Origin of the sequence: Ralstonia mannitolilytica (assembly GCF_905397375.1) — a bacterium.
Lineage (GTDB): Bacteria > Pseudomonadota > Gammaproteobacteria > Burkholderiales > Burkholderiaceae > Ralstonia > Ralstonia mannitolilytica.
Genome location: NZ_CAJPVG010000020.1, coordinates 24,764 through 43,085, shown reverse-complemented (window position 1 = coordinate 43,085; position 18,322 = coordinate 24,764). Strand labels below are relative to the sequence as shown.

Here is an 18,322-nt window from a genome sequence, read left to right as displayed (position 1 = left end):
CGCCTCTACATTCGCCCGCGCGTCGTCGAACGTCACGGTCGCCTGTCGTTTGTCGAGGTTCACGTCCGTCTTGGCCACGCCCGGCACCTTGCCGAGCGCCTTCTTGACCGTGATGGGACAGGCGGCGCAGTTCATGCCCGGCACGGCAAGCGTGACGGTCTTGGGGGCCGCCGTCGCCGGAGCGCTCGATGCGAGAGCGAGCGCGAGGCAGGACCATGCCAGCCGTTTTTTCATGACGACCTCCGTTCTTCCCATAAGATAGTGGCGTGGGAAACGCGACCAGTTTGACGCTGGCCTGTCCTTCGAGGGGGAGCTCAAACCCATGACGAACATCCTGCGGCGCAATCACGTCACCGACCATGCGGGCCCAGGCACCCCTGTGCTCTACGCCCACGGCTTTGGCTGCCATCAAGACATGTGGGCCGATATCACGCCAGCGTTCGCCGGCCGGCACCGGCAGGTGTTGTTCGACTACGTCGGCTCGGGCCGCTCCGATCCGTCGGCGTTTTCGGTGCAGCGCTATTGCCATTTGCGCGGCTATGCGCAGGACCTGCTGGAGGTGTGCGAGGCCACCGGATTGACCCGCGACGTGGTAGTGGTGGCGCATTCGGTGAGCTGCTCGATCGCCATGCTGGCGGCCATCGAGCGCCCGCAATGGTTCCGGCACCTGGTCCTGATCGGCCCCAACCCCTGCTTCGTCAACGATCCCCCCTACGTCGGCGGCTTCGAGCGCAGCGACCTGCAAGAGCTTCTGGAGCTGATGCAGCGCAACTACATGGGCTGGGCGGATTTCTTGGCACCCGTGGTCGCCGGCGACAGCGACACATCGCGCGCCAGACTGCGCGAGAGCTTCTGCTCCACCGACCCGGTGATGGCCAAGACTTTCGCCGAGGCCACCTTCTTTGCCGACAACCGCGCCGATCTGCCTCGGGTGAGCACCCCCTGCCTCATCTTGCAGCATGCCCGCGACGCGCTGGCGCCGCTGGCGGTGGGCGAGTATTTGCACGCCCATCTGCCGCTCAGCACCTTGCAGGTGCTCGACGTCACCGGGCACTGCGCCCACATGAGCCACCCCCACCTGGTCATCGAGGCGGTGCGCGGAGTGTTGAAGGATTAGCGCGGGGCGCGAGCCCAGCCGCCCCCCCCTGATGAGCCACGTCCCCCTGAGCGACATTCCCGCGCCCTGTTGGGTGACCGACGGCCAGGGCGTGCTGCGGCGCTACAACGCTCGGCTGGCCGAGTGGGCGGGCTTGCCCGATCCGGGTGCGCAAGGCGATGTTGCCGTGACGATGACCGACTGGCTCACGCCCGCCGGCCGTATCTTCTTCGAAACCCACGTCTGGCCCACGCTGCGCCGCGACGGCCTCATCGTCGAAATCTTTGCCTACTGGCAGCCAGGCGGCCGGCGCTCGGGGGCTTATGTCAGCGCCAAGCGGATGGAACACGACGCCGAGCCGCAGTATTTGTGGCTGCTGTTCGCCGCCGAGGATCGCCAAGCTTTCGAACAAGCGCTGATCCAGGCCCGGCAACGCGCGCAATCCCAGGCCGAGCAGTTGCAGGAGGCGCACGCGCGGCTGCGCCTGCTCAACGGGCAGCTCCAGCGGCAAATCCATCAGACGCAGGCCGAGAACCGCACCCTGTCCGAACTGGCCGCCCATGATCCCCTCACCGGGTTGGGCAACCGGCGCAGCCTGCAGGCGCTGTCGCAGGCGCTGGCATCGCGCCCGGCACCAAGGAGGCCATATGCGGTGCTCATGATCGACATCGACCACTTCAAGGCCATCAACGACCAGCACGGCCATGCGCGGGGCGATGCGGTGCTGGCGGGGGTGGCCGAGTGCCTGCGACGCTGCGCGCGGCAAAGCGACACCGTGGTTCGCTATGGCGGAGAGGAGTTCACGCTGGTGCTGCCCGACGCGGACGTCTCGCAAGCGCTGGTAGTGGCCGCGCGGGCGCATGAGGAGATCGCCCGCGCCCGGCCCGGTGGACTGGCAGTGACGGTGAGCATCGGCGCCGCCGCTGCGCTCAGCGACGATGCCGATCTCTATGAGGTGCTGCAACACGCCGACGAGGCGCTGTATGCCGCCAAGTCCCAGGGCCGCAACACCACAGTCTGCCATTCGTCCAGTCGGCGCTGACGCCGCACGACCCGTCGGCGCTCCATCGGTGCGAAGGAGCCTGTGTCGCACCCCCCTCATCCCAATCCAGTCCGGCCAGGCGAGCCGCGTGCACGCCGTTCGTGCTTGTGGCCATCGGCGAACCAGAAGTTCCTTCGTGGTTCGCCATTCGGTCCCTCCAAGGTTCGCCACCAGAAGCCTGCAATGACACCTGTTCCTCAACAGCGTCATAGGAGGCTTCCATGCCGACAACGGCAAGCACCATCACCCGGTCGCCGGTCGATGCGATCAACGGTCTGTCTCCCGGCGATCGTCGGGTCCTCAACGAGAACGAGCTCGCGCAGCGCTGGGGGCTGAGCCCCAAGACCCTGCAGCGCTGGCGCAGCGAAGGGCGTGGCCCGCGCTACCTGAAGCTGTCCAAGCGCGTCAGCTACCCCCTGGAGTCGGTCATCGAGTTCGAGCGTGGTGCCCTGCACGACTCGACCTCCGAGCGCGCGGCGCGCTGAAGGGGGATGCGATGAGCGATTTGACCCTCTACCCCGCCGACATCGCCGCGATGTCCGTCGGCCAGCTGGCTCAACTTCCGCCCGCCCAGAAGGCCGAGATCAGCCGCCACCTGGACGAAGCGCTCGCCTGGCTCAAGCAGGCCCGCGCCAAGTTCGACGCGGCGCTCGATGCCGCCTATGGCGAACGGGCCAAGGCCGCGCGCATTGAGGCCGGCAAGGACTTCGGCGTCATCCACCTCAACGACGGCTCGCTGCGCGTGACCGTCGACCAACCCAAGCGCGTGTCCTGGGACCAGGCGCAACTGGCCGCCATCGCCCGGCGCATCGCCGCCGCCGGCGAGAAGGTCGAGGACTACCTGGACGTCGAGTACTCCGTCTCGGAATCGCGCTTTTCCAACTGGCCGCCGGCACTGCGCGCCGGGTTCGAGGCCGCCCGCACCGTCAAGCCCGGCAAGCCCACGTTCCGGTTGTCGATCGATGAGGAGGCTGGCCATGCGAGCGCCTGACTTCTGGCTTATCGACGACGACGTGAACGCAGCCTTGGCCTTTGCCTCGTCGCTGCCCCGCGCCGATGGGTTGGGCTATGTCTACGTGTTGGCCCTTTCCAACGGCACTTGCAAGCTTGGCTCGACGACCAATCTGGCGCAGCGCCTGGCCCAACACCGCACTGAAACCGCGCGCTACGGCGTATCGATCTGGCGCAGCCTGACCACTCGTCCGCACTTCAACTATCGGGCCGTCGAGTCTGGTGCCCTACGGTGGCTAGGCAACGACGGACGAAGGGAAGTTCTCCCGAACGATTTGTCCACCGTGCGTCGGGCAGTCGAAGCCCAGACACTCGAATGGACCGTGCCGGAGGATTACGCAGCACGACACCGCAGTGCGTGGGCTCTTTGCAACAAGCTGATGCGCAATATCGCGGCCGGACTTGGGATCACCTCCCAAGGTGAATTGACGCTCGAAGCCAGTCGTCTCTTGGATGCACACGTCGAGTTGGGGCGCCGCACAGGCCTGTCCGAGACCGAAGGCATGTTCAACGCCTTGGCCGTCATCGAAGCCACGACCGGGCTCGATCTTCGCGCACTGCGCGCAGTATTGCTGGAGGTGCAGTGATGGAGCGACGTCTTCCCATCATCACCGCCGATCAGCGGCTGCGCGAGAAGCAGGGCGTGAAGCTCGTGCTTCTAGGCAAGAGCGGCATCGGCAAGACCAGCCAGCTCAAGACGCTGCCGGAAGGATCGACCCTGTTCGTCGACCTCGAGGCTGGCGACTTGGCCGTCAAGGACTGGCGCGGCGACTGCGTGCGCCCGACCACCTGGCCGGAGTTCCGCGATCTCGTGGTGTTCCTCGCCGGCCCGAACCCGGCGTTGCCGGCGGATGCGCCGTACTCCGAGGCGCATTACCGGCATGTGTGCGAGCGCTACGGCGATCCCGGTCAACTCGCCAAGTACGACACCTACTTCGTCGACTCGATCACCGTGCTCGCGCGCCTCGCCCTGATCTGGGCCAAGACCCAGCCGCAAGCCTACAGCGAGCGCACCGGCAAGCCCGACACCCGGGGCGCCTACGGCCTGCTCGGCTCGGAACTGATCGGGGCGCTGACCCATCTGCAGCACGCGCGCGGCAAGCACGTCGTGTTCGTGGCCATCCTCGACGAGCGCCTGGACGACTTCAACCGCAAGGTCTTCGTGCCGCAGATCGAGGGCGCCAAGACCGCCGCGGAACTGCCCGGCATCGTCGACGAGGTGGTCACCTTGGCCGAGATCAAGGCCGAGGACGGATCGTCCTACCGCGCCTTCGTCTGCCACACGGTGAACCCCTACGGCTATCCGGCCAAGGACCGCAGCGGCCAGCTCGAGTTGCTGGAGCCGCCGAACCTGCGCGCGCTGATCGACAAGTGCGCCGCCGCCACCCGCCTTCCGCCATCCGCCACCGCCTTCGAGGAGTAAGCCATGACCGCCTGGAACGATTTCAACGACGCGCAGCAGCAGCCCAATTTCGACCTCATCCCCAAGGGCACGCTCGCCCGCGTGCGCATGACGCTCAAGCCCGGGGGCTTTGACGACCCGGCCCAGGGTTGGACCGGCGGCTACGCCACGCAGAGCAACGAGTCCGGCTCGGTGTATCTGGCGGCCGAGTTCGTCGTGCTGGAGGGCGAGTACGCCCGGCGCAAGCTCTGGAGCAACATCGGCCTGCATTCCCCGAAGGGCCCGGCCTGGGGCCAGATGGGGCGCAGCTTCGTGCGCGCCGTGCTCAATTCCGCCCGCAATGTCCATCCCCAGGACATGAGCCCGCAGGCCGCCGCCGCGCGGCGCATCCAGGGCTTCCACGAGCTCGACGGCATCGAGTTCCTCGCCCGCATCGACGTCGAGAAGGACGGCCGCGGCGAGTTGAAGAACGTCGTCAAGAGCGCCGTCGAGCCCGACCACCCGGACTACGCCCGGCTGATGGGGCTGCCGCCGAAGAACCCCGGCAGTGGTTCCACCGGCGCGCCCGCCGCAGCAACCCCGCCGCGCACGACGCCGCCCGTCAACCCGCAACGCCCCGCCATGCCGGGCAAGCCCGCCTGGGCGCAGTGAGAGGAGGGTCAGTGAAGTGTTGGGTCTGCAAACGACAGGCGCGCGGCTACGGCCACTCGGACCTTCGGCATCCGGTGGGCGACGCCCGGCGCTATCCGATCGACTGGGTGTTCTGCTCGCGGCGTTGCCAGGAGGCGTTTCACGCGCTCTACGGTCAGTGGCTGCGGGTGCAGGAAGGACGCACGCCCAAGACGGAGGTGGCCATGATCGACCCGTCTGACGTCGAACTGGCCGCGATGAAGAAGTGCCTCAAGGCCTTCGGCGAGGTCGCGGGCGAGATCGGCTTTGCCAAGCCGCTGGGCGAGTATTCCGAGGCCGAGGCGCTCCAGGTGATCGACGCCATCGTCACCTGCTACACGGACGCGATGGTCGAGCACCACGAGGCGACCAAGTATCCGCCGGTGCGGGGCTTGAAAGACCCGGTGTCCGACCCCTTCGCCGACCTCGAGGACGATCTGCCGTGGGAGGAGCCGAAGGCTCAAGCGCAGACGGCACGCACGGCAGCACCCAAGGAGGCGCGGCGATGATGGACTTCAACGCCTCCAAGAGCCTGTCGGGTCAGCTCACGGCGCTGATCGATGCCGGGCTGCAGCAGTCTCGCGCGGCGCAGCCTCGCCGCACCTACCTCGGCGCCTCGCGCCTCGGGGCCGCCTGCGAGCGCGCGCTGCAGTACGAGGTCGCCGACGCTCCGGTCGATCCGGGTCGCGAGACCGACGGCCGCCTGCTGCGCGTCTTCGAGCGCGGCCACGTGATCGAGGACTGCATGGTCGGATGGCTGCGCGCGGCGGGCTTCGATCTGCGCACGCGTAACGACGCGGGGGAGCAATTCGGCTTCTCGGCGCTGGACGGGCGCCTGCAGGGCCACGTCGATGGCGTGCTCGTCGCCGGGCCCGACCTGGGCTTCGGTTCCGGCTACCCGGCGCTGTGGGAGAACAAAGCCTTGAGCGCCAAGTCGTGGCGGGAACTGGAGAAGCACCGGCTCGCGTCTGCCCGCCCGGTCTACGCCGCGCAAGTGGCGCTCTACCAGGCCTATCTCGAACTGCACGCGCAAGCGCCGCGGCTGGCGCGAGCAACGCCTGCTCGTCGTCTCCCTGGAGGACGACCGGCTCGACTGGATGGAACGCGAGCTGATCCGGCAGATCGGCGAGCGGCTCTACGGTGCACGGGAGGCGCGCCATGGCTGAGTGGACCGTCGAGCGTGTGGCCGAACGCTTCCGGGAGGCGGCCATCACCGCCCACCGCCTGCCGCCCGTGCGGGTGCAGGGCTACTTCAACACCTGGCCCGCGATCCGGCGCATGCCCTGGGAGACGCTGGGGGCCGAACCCTCGATCCGGCGCTTCCCGCCCAGCCCCGAGGCCATCGAGCGCATGCTCGAGACCATGCGCTGGGTCTTGTGGCTGGAGGAAGAGGAACGCCACCTGGTATGGATGCGCGCCGAGCGCCACCGCTGGCGCGACATCTGCGCCCGCTTCGGCTGCGACCGGACCACCGCCTGGCGGCGGTGGCAGCGGGCGCTCTCGATCGTGGCCGACCGTCTGAACGGAGAGCAAGGAACTTCTCGACACATGGTGCCACTAAGTGGCATACTTCGCTAATGAGAAGAGTCTTCAAGACGCGCCACTTCGCTCGTTGGATGCGCAAGACCGAACTGACAGACGCCGGGTTGTGTCAAGCGGTCGAGGAGATGGCCGCGGGCCTCATCGATGCCGACCTGGGCGGTGGCGTGGTGAAAAAGCGCGTGGGCTTGGCTGGCCGCGGCAAGCGTGGTGGCGCGCGCACCTTGATCGCCACCAACAAGGGCGATCGCTGGTTCTTCGTCTACGGCTTCGAGAAAAACGAGCGGGCCAACATCGATGACGAGGAACTGGAAGCGCTGCAGGATCTGGCCGCCGATCTGCTGGCCCGTCCCGCGCGCCAGTTGGATGAATCCGTTGCCGACGGAACATTGCAGGAGATTTGCCATGACAAACGAGCCTAAGTCCAAGAGCCGCCTGCTCGAAGCCGTTCACGAAACGGCGCGCGACCTGCATCGCCTGGGCTTCATCGACAAGCGCAAGATGCGCAAGTACGACGCGCTGTGCCTGGAGCCGGTGCATGAATACGACGCTGAGAAAGTGCGCGCCTTGCGCGAACGCCTGCACTTGAGTCAGGCCGTGCTGGCATCGGTCCTCAACACCAGCGTCTCGACCGTGCGCAAGTGGGAAGTGGGCGACAAGAAGCCCAGCGGTCCCTCGCAGAAGCTGCTCGACCTCATCGAACGCAAAGGGCTGGAGGCCGTGCTCTGAAGTCGCGGGGCACGAGCGCACCGCCATTGCGCCTGCGTGTTTTGGCGTGATTTGGCGGGTGCGGTCGCGCATCCGCGCGCATCGGCGGCGAAATGCGGCTTTCGCCACTGCAACAGATCCGCCCGTTTGGGGGTAGCATTTCGGCTAAGGTCTGGACAGCGGCGTCGGTCGAGGAAGCCGCCCGGGCATCGACGGGTCCTTCCTGGCCAATAGCCCATGCGGGGGGCGCGAGCGCGATGCTTATCTAGCGTCAGAGTGCAAACCGGGGTTTGCATGGTTTGCAGTTTGCACCCCGCCACCATCCAGTACGCATTACGAAACCCGCCCACGGTCTGAACGTCGGCGGGTTTTTTCATTTCAACGCAGCAGCGACCCTCGCGGCCCGTGAGGGGGCTTTCCTCCTTTCACCCGTCCGGGCCGCTGGCCTTTGATGCAACGAACAGACTTCTGCCGATCACCGCTGATGACAGACGTGGCGACAGGGGGCGAGTGGCGTCCGTTTCCAGGCGACACCCGCTACGAGGTCTGCAGTCTCGGCGCCGTTCGCAACACGCGAACCGGTCATGTGCTCAAGCCGTGGCTGGCGGGATATGGCTACTGGTACGTACAACTTGGCGCGAAGGGACTCAAGACCGGCATCCATCGCTTGGTTGCGCTGACTTTTCTTGGCCCGCCGCCGAGCCCGCTGCACGAAGTCGCGCATTCCGACGGCAATCGCCACAACAACGCGATCACCAACTTGCGCTGGGCCACGCATGCGCAGAACGTGGCCGACAGCTTCGTGCATGGCACAGCCCATGTTCCAGTATTTCGAGGGCAACGGCACCCGCGTACCACGCTGACAGACAGTGCGGTGCGAGAGATTCGCCGCCGCTACTCGGGAAGGCGTGGCGAGCAAATCCGTCTGGCGCGCGAGTTTGACGTTTCTCGCCATGTCATCCATCACATTGTCCGAGGTGAGACTTGGTTGCATCTGAGCTAAACCTGCAGCATTGGCCGATAGAGCGATTGATCGACTACGCACGCAACCCGCGAAAAAACGATCACGCGGTCGACCGGATGGCTGCGGCCATCGTGGAGTTTGGATTCCGGATTCCTGTCGTGGCCCGCAGCACGGGTGAAGTGGTGGACGGACATTTGCGGCTCAAGGCGGCGCGCAAGCTCGGCCTCAAGACCGTCCCGGTAGTCCTGGCCGATGAACTCTCCGATGTTCAGATCAAGGCCTTTCGGCTGATCGCCAACAGGTCCGTCAGTTGGGCGGAATGGGACGAGGAACTGCTTTCGCTGGAACTGGCCGAGTTGTCGGAGGCGGGTTACGACCTCGCGCTCACCGGCTTCGATGATGCCGAGATCGAGCGACTCCTGGCTGACATCGAGGAAGAGCCGGTCGCCGAGGATGAAGCAGCAGTGAGCGGCGAGTCATCGGATGCGGACGAGGACGACATCACACCGCCCACGGTGGCGGTCACGCGGCCAGGCGATCTGTGGCTCCTGGGCGAGCACCGCCTGATCTGCGCCGACAGCCGCGACGCGGCCGCCGTCGTGCGCCTCCTCGAGGGCGATCGCGCTCACCTGCTGTTCACCAGTCCGCCGTATGCCAACCAGCGCGACTACACCACCGGCGGCATCTCGGACTGGGACGCACTGATGCAAAGCGTGTTCGGCGCTGCTCAAACGGCCATGCGCGAGGACGGCCAGATGCTGGTCAACCTCGGCCTCGTCCATCGCGACAACGAATGGCAGCCGTACTGGGACGGCTGGATCGAGTGGATGCGCACGCAGGGCTTTCGGCGCTTCGGCTGGTACGTGTGGGACCAGGCGGTGACCGTGCCCGGCGACTGGGCCGGGCGGCTGGCGCCCCGCCACGAGTTCGTCTTCCACTTCAACCGACGCTCGCGCAAGCCGAACAAGATCGTGCCCTGCAAGTGGGCCGGTCACGAGACGCACCTGCGCGCCGACGGATCGTCCACCGCGATGCGCAGCAAGGACGGCAAGGTCGGCGCCTGGAACCACGCCGGGCAGCCGACGCAGGCGTTCCGCATCCCAGACTCGGTCGTCGAGGTGACGCGCCAGCGCGGCCGCATCGGTGAAGGCATCGATCATCCGGCGGTGTTCCCGGTGGGCCTGCCGAAGTTCTTCATCGAGGCCTACACCGACGCGGGCGAGATCGTCTTCGAGCCGTTCGCGGGCTCGGGCACCACGCTGCTGGCCGGCCAACTCACCGGCCGCCCGGTACGCGCCATCGAACTCGCTCCCCAGTACGTGGACGTCGCGCTGCGCCGCTGGCTGCAGCACCACCCGGGCACGGCGCCGGTGCTGGAGGGCAGCGGCCGGACCTTCGCCGAAGTCGCCGCCGAGCGGTTGGGCGAGACGGCGGAGGTCACTGCATGAGCTGGCTGGCCGATCGCATCGAGCACTGGCCGACGACCAAGCTGCTGCCCTACGTGCGCAACGCCCGCCAGCACTCGGAGGAGCAGATCGCGAGAATCGCCGCATCGATTGCCGAGTTCGGTTTCGTCAATCCCATTCTCACCGGTGCCGACGGCGTGCTGGTGGCGGGCCACGGACGGCTCGCCGCGGCGCGCAAGCTGGGCCTGGCCACCGTGCCGGTGGTGGTGCTCGACCACCTTACACCGACCCAGCGCCGCGCCTTGGTGCTCGCCGACAATCGGCTCGCGGAGCTGGCGACCTGGGACGATGCGCTACTGCGCGTGGAGCTGGAGGCACTGCAAGACGAAGGCTTCGACCTCGATCTCACCGGGTTCGACGCCGATGCACTGGCCGCGTTGCTGGCCGATGAGGAACCACAGATCGAGGGCCGGACGGAAGACGATGCCATCCCGGCGATGCCGGAAGAGCCGGTGTCCAAGCGGGGCGATGTCTGGCTGCTCGGCCCCCATCGGCTGGTGTGCGACGACGCGACCACCGCCGAGGCCTATGCGCGCCTGTTCCCAGACGGTGAACAAGCGGACATGGTGTTCACCGACCCTCCCTACAACGTCAATTACGCCAACAGCGCGAAAGACAAACTGCGTGGCAAACACCGTCCCATCCTCAACGATGCGCTGGGCGAAGGCTTCTACGATTTCCTCTACGACGCGCTGGCGCTGATCATGGTGCACACCCGCGGCGCGATCTACGTCGCCATGTCCTCTAGCGAACTGGACACGCTGCAGGCGGCCTTCCGCGCCGCCGGCGGCCACTGGTCGACCTTCATCATCTGGGCCAAGAACACCTTCACGCTCGGGCGCGCCGACTACCAGCGCCAGTACGAGCCGATCCTCTACGGCTGGCCCGAAGGCGCGCAGCGCCACTGGTGCGGCGACCGCGATCAGGGCGATGTGTGGCAGATCAAGAAGCCGCAGAAGAACGACCTGCACCCGACCATGAAGCCAGTGGAACTGGTCGAACGCGCGATCCGCAACTCCAGCCGCCCGGGCGATGTGGTGCTGGACCCCTTCGGGGGTTCGGGCACGACGCTGATCGCCGCTGAGAAGTCCGGCCGCATCGCGCGGCTGATCGAGCTCGATCCCAAGTACGTGGATGTGATCGTACGCCGCTGGCAGGATTTCACCGGCCAGCAGGCTACCCGCGAGGCCGATGGCGTGGTGTTCGATCAGGCGGCCGCGTCCTGCGCGACGATGCGATAGACGCGCTCGCCGCCCTGGGGCTTGTCGGAGACGATGGCGAGACCCAGCTTCTTCTTGAGCGCCCCGGCCAGGGTGCCGCGCACCGTGTGCGCCTGCCAACCGGTGGCATCCATGATCTGGCGGATCGTGGCGCCCTCGGGGCGGCGCAGCATCGCGATCACCTGCGCCTGCTTGCTGTCGGCGCGGGTGCGGCGCGGTGCCTCGTCCTTCGCCCGCGTCCACGCGGCCTCCGCCGCGGTGACGGCGGCTTCCATCTCGGGATCGCTCGCGGCGGCTGTCGCCGCTTCCGCATTCGCGATGATCTGATCGAGACGGGCTTCGAACGAACCCGCGCTCGGCGTCTTCGCGCCGGGGCGCGGCAGCCCCAGAGCGTCGTAGCCCTCGGCGGCGACGAACCAGTGGCTGCCATCGGTCGTGATCAGGGCGCGGTTGGCCAGGCCTGCCAGCACCTTCTGGCGCGCGCCGCCCTTGATGTGCTCGGGGAACCCGTCGATCCGGCCGCCGTGGTGCTCGATGGCGTGGGCCAGGATGGCGTGCTGGGTCGGTGTCAGGGTGATGGTGGTCATGGGTGGCTCCTTCGGAGGGTGTGATCGGGTGAGGTGATGAACGCGCTTCTCGCCCGTGAAGCCAAGCGTTTTCTGCGGATGTTGGCCAAGAACTGACGATGACTTGATCGAAAGGGCCATGGGCATCTCGATTCGCGCCTACGCCCGTCACCGTGGGGTATCGGACACCGCCGTGCACAAGGCCATCCGCGCCGGACGCATCACGCCCGAGGCGGACGGCACCATCGACCCGGACCGGGCCGACCGCGACTGGACCCGGAACTCCGAGCCGCCGAAGGCAGGAACGGGCGCCCGGGCCGCGAAGGTGCGGGTGGCGGACGATCCGGCCCCCAACCTCGCCACCGGCCTGCCCGCAGGCGGCACCACGCTCGTGCAGGCGCGCACGGTCAACGAGGTGGTCAAGGCGCAGACCAACAAGGTGCGGCTGGCCCGCCTCAAGGGCGAACTGGTCGATCGCCACCAGGCCATCGCGCATGTGTTCAAGCTCGCCCGTACGGAGCGCGACGCTTGGCTCAACTGGCCGGCGCGGATCTCGGCGCAGATGGCGGCCCGGCTCGGCGTGGAGGCTCACACCCTGCACGTGGCCCTGGATGCCGCCGTGCGCGAGCACCTCGCCGAGCTCGGGGAACTCAAGGTTCGGGTCGATTGATGAAACACGTCCCCGTGTTTCACCCTGACGGGCGCGCTGGCGCGCGTCCAAATTCGTTCCCGACGAATTTGTGATGGACGAGTTCGCCTATGAGGGCTGGGACGTCATCGAGCGCGCCTGGCGCGAGGGGTTGACGCCCGACCCGCTGCTCACCGTCTCCGAGTGGGCCGACCGCCACCGGGTGCTCTCGAGCAAAGCCTCAGCCGAGCCGGGGCGCTGGCGCACCAGCCGCACGCCCTACCTGCGCGAGATCATGGATTGCCTCTCGCCCACCTCGCCCATCGAGCGGGTGGTGTTCATGAAGGCGGCGCAACTCGGTGCGACCGAAATGGGCAGCAACTGGATCGGCTACGTGATCCACCACGCGCCGGGGCCGATGATGGCGGTGTGGCCGACGGTCGAGATGGCCAAGCGCAACTCCAAGCAGCGTATCGACCCGCTGATCGAGGAGTCGCCGGTGCTGTCCGAACTCATCGCCCCGGCGCGCTCACGCGACTCGGGCAACACCATCCTGGCCAAGGAGTTCCGCGGCGGCGTGCTGGTGATGACCGGTGCCAACAGCGCGGTCGGGCTGCGCTCGATGCCGGTGCGCTACCTGTTTCTCGACGAGGTGGACGGCTATCCGCTGGACGTCGAGGGCGAGGGCGATGCGATCTCGCTGGCCGAGGCGCGCACCCGAACGTTTGCCCGGCGCAAGATCTTCATCGTCTCCACGCCGACGATCTCGGGCGCAAGCGCCATCGAGCGCGAATACGAGGCCAGTGACCAGCGCCGCTACGTCGTGCCCTGCCCGCACTGCGGGCACCGGCAGTGGCTGCGCTTCGAGCAGCTGCGCTGGGACAAGGGCGCACCGGACACCGCCGCTTACGTTTGCGAGGCCTGCGATACACCCATTGCCGAGCACCACAAGACCTGGATGCTGGAGCATGGGGAGTGGCGGGCCATGGCCCCCGGTGCCAAGACGGCGGGCTTTCACCTGTCGTCACTCTACAGCCCGGTGGGCTGGCGGTCCTGGCGCGACATCGCCGCGGCTTGGGAGGCGGCGGTTGGCAAGGAGTCCGGCTCGGCTGCGGCGATCAAGACTTTCAAGAACACCGAACTGGGCGAGACCTGGGTCGAGGAGGGCGAAGCGCCCGACTGGCAACGCCTGTTGGAGCGACGCGAGGACTACGCCATCGGCACCATTCCCGCAGGCGGCCTGCTGCTCACCGCTGGCGCCGACGTGCAGAAGGACCGCATCGAGGTCTCGGTCTGGGCCTTCGGGCGCGGCAAGGAAGCGTGGCTCGTCGAGCACCGGGTGCTGATGGGCGACACGGCCCGCGATGCAGTGTGGAAGCGGCTGTCCGAGCTGATCGACGAGACATGGACGCACGAATCCGGCAACCAGGTTCCGCTGGCGCGCTTCGCGCTCGACACGGGCTTTGCGACCCAGGAAGCCTATGCCTTCGTGCGCGCCTGCCGCGATCCGCGCGTGATGGCAGTCAAAGGCGTGGCCCGTGGGGCCGCCTTGATCGGCACGCCGACCGCAGTCGATGTCTCGCTCTCGGGCAAGCGGCTGCGCCGGGGCATCAAGGTCTACAGCGTGACGGTGGGCATCGCCAAGCTCGAGCTCTACAACAACCTGCGCAAGAACGCCGATGTGGGTGAGGACGGATCGACCCCGGTCTATCCGGCTGGCTTTCTGCACCTGCCCAAGATCGATGCCGAGTATTTGCAGCAGCTCTGCGCCGAACAACTGATCACCCGCCGCGACCGCAACGGCTACCCGGTGCGCGAGTGGCAGAAGATGCGCGAGAGGAACGAAGCGCTGGACTGCTACGTCTACGCCCGGGCTGCCGCGAGCGCAGCGGGACTGGACCGCTTCGAGGAACGCCACTGGCGCGAGTTGGAGCGGCAACTGGGGCTGGCGCCTGCGCCAGATGCGCCGCCGCCGATTCCTGCATTGAACCCTGAAGAGGCCACCCAGCGAGGTGGCCTCGCCGTTTCTGCAACCCCATCACGCCGGCGCGTGATCCGCAGTCCCTGGCTGCGCTGATCCCGCTGGCCGTCCCGACACCCGAAGGAGAAAACATGTCCCTTGCCACCCGCATCGAAAGCCTGGTCATCCGCGTCGCGCAGGAGTTCAACGACGTGCGCGCCAAGGCCGGCAACCTCGCCACCCTCACCACCACCGACAAGACGAGCCTCGTGGCGGCCATCAACGAACTGAAGGCCGCGGTGCTGGCGTCCGGCGCGATCGACGACACGCAGGTCGCCACCACCAGCACCTATTCGTCGAGCAAGATCGTCACGCTGCTCGATGCGCTGAAAGCCGAGATCCTGGGCGGGGCGGACGCCGCCTACGACACCCTGCTGGAGATCCAGCAGCTGCTGCAAGACGGCACCAGCGGCCTGGACGCGCTGCTGGCCGCCGTCAACCACCGGGTGCGTTTCGATGCGGCGCAGACGCTCACCGCCGCCGAAGCCGCCCAGGCGCGCAGCAACATCGGCGCGGCGGCTGCGAGCGACATCGGCAACACCGACACCGACTTCGTCGCGGTCTTCGAAGGGGCGCTCGTCTGATGAGCCTGGCCTCGCGCGTCGCCGCCTTGGCCAGCCGCATCGGTCTCGAGGTCCGGACCAAGATCGACGCCACCCACCCCGGCGTGGCCCGGGCCTGGGTGTGCTTCGGGTATGACGGCAACCAGATCGTCGTGCGCGCTGCCCACAACGTGGCCGGGGTGACCCGCAGCGCGGCCGGCCGCTACCGCGTGCGCTTTGCCACACCGCTGCCGGATGCGAACTACTGCTGGGCGGGCCTCGCCCGCAGCAACACCAACAGCGGCACGCAGCGACTGCTGATCGTGCGCGCGACCGCCGACGAGAAGACGCCGACGCACGTCGATGTGGGCTGCGCGAGCGCGGCCGGCGCTTTTGCCGACTCCACCGAAATCAACCTCGTGGTCTACCGCTGATGGCCTACACCGAAGCCGACCTCGAGGCCCTGCAAGCCGCGCTCGCCAAGGGCGAGAAGCGCGTGAGCTTCGGCGACAAGACCGTCGAGTACCGCTCGGTGGAGGAACTGCAGGCCGCCATCCGCGCGGTCAAGCGCGACCTCTTCGAACAGGCCGTGGCCACGGGGCTGTGGCCCGGTGCGCCGCGGCAGATCCGCGTCACCACCGCCAAGGGGACCTGACCATGGGCTGGTGGCATACCCTCAAGCGCCGGCTGCTCGGCACGAGCCCCACCTACGACGGCGCAGGCGGCGGCCGCAGGGCCGTGGCCTGGCAGGTCGGCAACCCCGGGGCGGTCGCGGCACTCGCCTACACCCAGGGCGAGCTGCGCGCCAAGAGCCGCGATCTGGCCCGGCGCAATGCCTGGGCGGCCACGGGCATCGAGGCGTTCGTCGCCAACGCCATCGGCACCGGCATCAAGCCGCAGAGCATGGTGCAGGATGCGGCGCTGCGCGAGGCCATCCACGCGCTGTGGCGGGACTGGGTGGAGGAGGCCGACGCGGCGGGCCTGACCGACTTCTACGGCCTGCAGGCCCTGGCCTGCCGGGCCATGCTCGAAGGCGGCGAGTGCCTGATCCGGCTGCGCTGGCGCCGCCCCGAGGACGGCCTGCCGGTGGGGCTGCAGTTGCAGCTGCTCGAGCCCGAGCACCTGCCGGTGACGCTCCACCGCGACCTGCCTTCCGGCCACGTGATCCGTGCCGGCATCGAGTTCGACCGGCTGGGCCGGCGTGTGGCCTACCACCTGACCCGCTCGCACCCGGGCGACGGCAGCCTCGCCCCGATGTCGGGCACGGGGGCTGCCGCAGCAGGGCTGGACACCGTGCGCGTGCCCGCAGACGAGGTCATCCACCTGTTTCGCCCGCTGCGCCCGGGGCAGATCCGCGGCGAGCCGTGGCTGGCCCGCGCCCTCATCAAGCTGCACGAACTGGACCAGTACGACGACGCCGAGCTCGTGCGCAAGAAAACCGCCGCGATGTTCGCCGGCTTCATCACGCGGCTCGCCCCCGAGGACAGCCTGATGGGCGAGGGGCTGCCCGACGCCCAGGGGGTGGCGCTCGCGGGGCTCGAACCCGGCACGCTGCAGATCCTGGAGCCGGGCGAGGACATCAAGTTCTCGGCGCCGGCGGACGTGGGCTCGAGCTACGGCGAGTTCATGCGCCAGCAGTTCCGGGCCGTGGCCGCGGCCATGGGCATCACCTACGAGATGCTCACCGGCGATCTCACCCAGGTGAACTACTCCAGCATCCGCGCGGGGCTGCTGGAGTTCCGCCGCCGCTGCGAGGCCATCCAGCACGGGGTGATCGTGCACCAGCTGTGCCGCCCGGTGTGGCGGGCCTGGATGGCGCAGGCCGTGCTCGAAGGCGCGCTGTCGCTGCCGGGTTTTGCGCGCCGGCGCCGTGAGTTCCTCGCCGCTAAATGGATTCCGCAGGGCTGGCAATGGGTCGATCCGCTCAAGGAGTTCAACGCCTTGAAGCTCGCGATCCGCGCCGGGCTCATGAGCCGCTCGGAGGCGATCTCGGCCTACGGCTACGACGCCGAGGACATCGACCGCGAGATCGCTGCCGACAACCGACGCGCCGATGAATTGGGGCTGGTCTTCGATTCCGACCCCCGGCACGACAGACCAGCCACCCCGGTGCCGTCCCCCGCGCCCGACACCGATCCTCAGGACTGACACCGATGTTCCCGCACCTCGCCGCCCGCCTGTTCGGCACGCCCTTGCTCGTGCAGCGCGCCAAGCTCGATGTGATCCTCGCGGTGCTTGCCGAACGCCTGCCGCTGGCCGGCCCGGATGCGCAACTCGCTCCGCCGCTGCCGAGGGCTCCAAACCCTCCGGCATTTCCGGAGCGTTCGATCGCCGTGATCCCGATCCACGGCACCCTGGTCAAGCGCACGCTGGGGTTGGAGGCGGCCTCGGGGCTGGTGAGCTATGCCGAGATCGGCGCGCGGCTGGAGGCAGCTCTTGACGACCCTTTGGTGGCCGGCATCGTGCTCGACATCGACTCGCCCGGGGGTGAGACGGGCGGCTGCTTCGAGCTTGCCCGCCGCGTGCGCGAGGCAGCCGGCCTCAAACCCGTCTGGGCCGTGGCCAACGACGCCGCCTTCTCCGCGGCCTACGCCATCGGTTGCGCCGCCGATCGGCTCTTCGTCACCGAGACCGGCGGCGTGGGCTCGATCGGCGTGATCGCGCTGCACGTCGACCAGTCGGTCAAGGACGCCCGGGACGGCTACCGCTACACCGCGATCACCGCGGGCGCCCGCAAGAACGACTACTCGCCGCACGAGCCGCTACACGATGCCGCCCGCGCGGCGCTGCAGGCCGAGGTGGACCGGCTCCACGCGCTCTTCGTCGCGCACGTGGCGGCGATGCGCGGCCTGTCCGAAGACGCGGTGCGCGCGACCGATGCGGCGCTCTTCTTCGGCCCGCAGGCCATGGACGCGGGCCTGGCCGATGGCGTGGCCACGCTGCCTGCGGTGCTGGCCGAACTCGACCGACAGCTTGCCACCCCGCGGCGTTTGCCTTCCCCGCCGCGCCAGAGATCGACCGGGAAGGCGAACGCTTTGCGAGGAACCCCCGCGATGACCGACACCCCCACCCATTCCTCAGCCGATGCTTCACTCGACAGCACGCCCGAAGGTAAGCCCGAGAACGTGCCCGAGCACATCCCCGAGGCGCTCGGCCCGGACACCGTCGCGGCGCTGGCCGCAGAAGCCCGCCGCGAGGCGGCGCAGTCCGCGAAAGTGATCGCCGAGCTGTGCCTGATCGCCGGCTGCCCCGAGCGCGCCGCCGAGTTCATCGCCGCGGGCCGTACCGAGGCCGCGGTACGCCGCGCCCTGATCGAAGCGCGCGCTGAGCGCAGCACGGAGTCCGCCGTGCGCTCGACCCACGGCCCCGAGGATTGGGCCGCCCCTGGCGCCGACCCGGCCGCTTCGCCCGTGGTCGCCGCTGTCAAGAAACTCGTCACCCGGGAGTGA

23 protein-coding genes and 1 pseudogene are annotated in these 18,322 nt (G+C 68.1%); 22 read left to right on the top strand and 2 right to left on the bottom strand.

Translation table 11 applies throughout. The features are described from left to right. On the bottom strand, window positions 1–234 hold a 234-nt coding region (merP, locus tag KHN96_RS22240), incomplete at its 3' end, for a mercury resistance system periplasmic binding protein MerP (RefSeq protein ID WP_211888738.1). Window positions 235–322: 88 nt separating this feature from the next. On the opposite strand from merP, the gene KHN96_RS22235 reads away from it, so the two are divergent. The 15 genes and pseudogenes from KHN96_RS22235 (at window position 323) to KHN96_RS22165 (ending at window position 11,138) form a co-directional block, all read left to right on the top strand. Then, window positions 323–1,117: an alpha/beta fold hydrolase gene (locus KHN96_RS22235; protein WP_019561765.1), complete on the top strand. Its 795-nt coding sequence runs from the start codon at window positions 323–325 to the stop codon at window positions 1,115–1,117. A 73-nt stretch (window positions 1,118–1,190) separates the two neighbouring features. Next, window positions 1,191–2,138, top strand: coding sequence for a GGDEF domain-containing protein (locus tag KHN96_RS22230; RefSeq protein WP_181817635.1), 948 nt, complete (start codon window positions 1,191–1,193; stop codon window positions 2,136–2,138). Between the two features lie 221 nt (window positions 2,139–2,359). Then, a complete protein-coding gene (locus tag KHN96_RS22225; RefSeq protein ID WP_008648927.1) occupies window positions 2,360–2,623 on the top strand; it encodes a helix-turn-helix transcriptional regulator in 264 nt (87 codons plus the stop codon). Window positions 2,624–2,634: 11 nt separating this feature from the next. Then, entirely contained in the window at window positions 2,635–3,129 is a 495-nt protein-coding gene (locus KHN96_RS22220; RefSeq protein ID WP_115044373.1) for a hypothetical protein, read from the top strand. Beyond that, entirely contained in the window at window positions 3,116–3,736 is a 621-nt protein-coding gene (locus KHN96_RS22215; RefSeq protein ID WP_019562414.1) for a GIY-YIG nuclease family protein, read from the top strand. The genes KHN96_RS22220 and KHN96_RS22215 overlap by 14 nt, the downstream gene beginning before the upstream one ends. Continuing rightward, window positions 3,736–4,572, top strand: a complete 837-nt coding sequence (locus KHN96_RS22210) for an ATP-binding protein (protein WP_115044371.1) — start codon at window positions 3,736–3,738, stop codon at window positions 4,570–4,572. Before KHN96_RS22215 ends, KHN96_RS22210 begins: the two co-directional genes overlap by 1 nt. 3 nt (window positions 4,573–4,575) lie before the next feature. Further along, window positions 4,576–5,202: a hypothetical protein gene (locus tag KHN96_RS22205; protein ID WP_115044369.1), complete on the top strand. Its 627-nt coding sequence runs from the start codon at window positions 4,576–4,578 to the stop codon at window positions 5,200–5,202. Between the two features lie 11 nt (window positions 5,203–5,213). Continuing rightward, window positions 5,214–5,729 carry a DUF6511 domain-containing protein gene (locus KHN96_RS22200; RefSeq protein WP_115044368.1) on the top strand — a complete coding sequence of 172 codons (516 nt, stop codon included), beginning with the start codon at window positions 5,214–5,216 and terminating at the stop codon, window positions 5,727–5,729. Then, a pseudogene (locus tag KHN96_RS22880) lies at window positions 5,726–6,283 on the top strand (hypothetical protein); the annotation flags it as partial. The gene KHN96_RS22200 and the pseudogene KHN96_RS22880, both read left to right, overlap by 4 nt. Window positions 6,284–6,378: 95 nt before the next feature. Next, on the top strand, window positions 6,379–6,798 hold the full coding sequence (locus KHN96_RS22190) for a DUF6362 family protein (RefSeq protein ID WP_102042479.1): 420 nt from the start codon (window positions 6,379–6,381) through the stop codon (window positions 6,796–6,798). After that, entirely contained in the window at window positions 6,798–7,181 is a 384-nt protein-coding gene (locus tag KHN96_RS22185) for a type II toxin-antitoxin system RelE/ParE family toxin (RefSeq protein WP_072756620.1), read from the top strand. Before KHN96_RS22190 ends, KHN96_RS22185 begins: the two co-directional genes overlap by 1 nt. Beyond that, window positions 7,165–7,488: a helix-turn-helix domain-containing protein gene (locus KHN96_RS22180; RefSeq protein WP_055424142.1), complete on the top strand. Its 324-nt coding sequence runs from the start codon at window positions 7,165–7,167 to the stop codon at window positions 7,486–7,488. Before KHN96_RS22185 ends, KHN96_RS22180 begins: the two co-directional genes overlap by 17 nt. A gap of 430 nt (window positions 7,489–7,918) precedes the next feature. Beyond that, window positions 7,919–8,470, top strand: coding sequence for an HNH endonuclease (locus tag KHN96_RS22175; RefSeq protein ID WP_083460478.1), 552 nt, complete (start codon window positions 7,919–7,921; stop codon window positions 8,468–8,470). Further along, window positions 8,452–9,879, top strand: a complete 1,428-nt coding sequence (locus tag KHN96_RS22170) for a DNA modification methylase (protein ID WP_258558362.1) — start codon at window positions 8,452–8,454, stop codon at window positions 9,877–9,879. The genes KHN96_RS22175 and KHN96_RS22170 overlap by 19 nt, the downstream gene beginning before the upstream one ends. Then, window positions 9,876–11,138: a site-specific DNA-methyltransferase gene (locus KHN96_RS22165; RefSeq protein ID WP_115044364.1), complete on the top strand. Its 1,263-nt coding sequence runs from the start codon at window positions 9,876–9,878 to the stop codon at window positions 11,136–11,138. Before KHN96_RS22170 ends, KHN96_RS22165 begins: the two co-directional genes overlap by 4 nt. Here KHN96_RS22165 and KHN96_RS22160 read toward each other — a convergent pair. Further along, entirely contained in the window at window positions 11,105–11,704 is a 600-nt protein-coding gene (locus KHN96_RS22160) for a DUF3489 domain-containing protein (protein WP_115044362.1), read from the bottom strand. The two genes, KHN96_RS22165 and KHN96_RS22160, sit on opposite strands and share 34 nt — an antisense overlap. Before the next feature lie 118 nt (window positions 11,705–11,822). Here KHN96_RS22160 and KHN96_RS22155 point away from each other — a divergent pair, with 118 nt between their 5' ends. The 7 genes from KHN96_RS22155 (at window position 11,823) to KHN96_RS22125 (ending at window position 18,322) form a co-directional block, all read left to right on the top strand. Continuing rightward, window positions 11,823–12,353 carry an elements of external origin gene (locus KHN96_RS22155; RefSeq protein WP_115044360.1) on the top strand — a complete coding sequence of 177 codons (531 nt, stop codon included), beginning with the start codon at window positions 11,823–11,825 and terminating at the stop codon, window positions 12,351–12,353. Between the two features lie 73 nt (window positions 12,354–12,426). After that, window positions 12,427–14,388 carry a phage terminase large subunit family protein gene (locus KHN96_RS22150; protein WP_115044358.1) on the top strand — a complete coding sequence of 654 codons (1,962 nt, stop codon included), beginning with the start codon at window positions 12,427–12,429 and terminating at the stop codon, window positions 14,386–14,388. A gap of 35 nt (window positions 14,389–14,423) precedes the next feature. Then, on the top strand, window positions 14,424–14,915 hold the full coding sequence (locus KHN96_RS22145) for a hypothetical protein (RefSeq protein ID WP_115044357.1): 492 nt from the start codon (window positions 14,424–14,426) through the stop codon (window positions 14,913–14,915). After that, the gene (locus tag KHN96_RS22140) at window positions 14,915–15,307 is read left to right on the top strand and encodes a hypothetical protein (RefSeq protein ID WP_115044355.1); all 393 of its coding nucleotides are present in this window, start codon (window positions 14,915–14,917) and stop codon (window positions 15,305–15,307) included. The genes KHN96_RS22145 and KHN96_RS22140 overlap by 1 nt, the downstream gene beginning before the upstream one ends. Beyond that, the gene (locus KHN96_RS22135; RefSeq protein ID WP_115044353.1) at window positions 15,307–15,528 is read left to right on the top strand and encodes a phage head-tail joining protein; all 222 of its coding nucleotides are present in this window, start codon (window positions 15,307–15,309) and stop codon (window positions 15,526–15,528) included. Before KHN96_RS22140 ends, KHN96_RS22135 begins: the two co-directional genes overlap by 1 nt. A 2-nt stretch (window positions 15,529–15,530) precedes the next feature. Then, complete coding sequence (locus tag KHN96_RS22130; RefSeq protein ID WP_115044352.1) at window positions 15,531–17,021, top strand: phage portal protein; 1,491 nt, start codon at window positions 15,531–15,533, stop codon at window positions 17,019–17,021. A 5-nt stretch (window positions 17,022–17,026) separates the two neighbouring features. Continuing rightward, entirely contained in the window at window positions 17,027–18,322 is a 1,296-nt protein-coding gene (locus KHN96_RS22125; protein WP_115044350.1) for a S49 family peptidase, read from the top strand.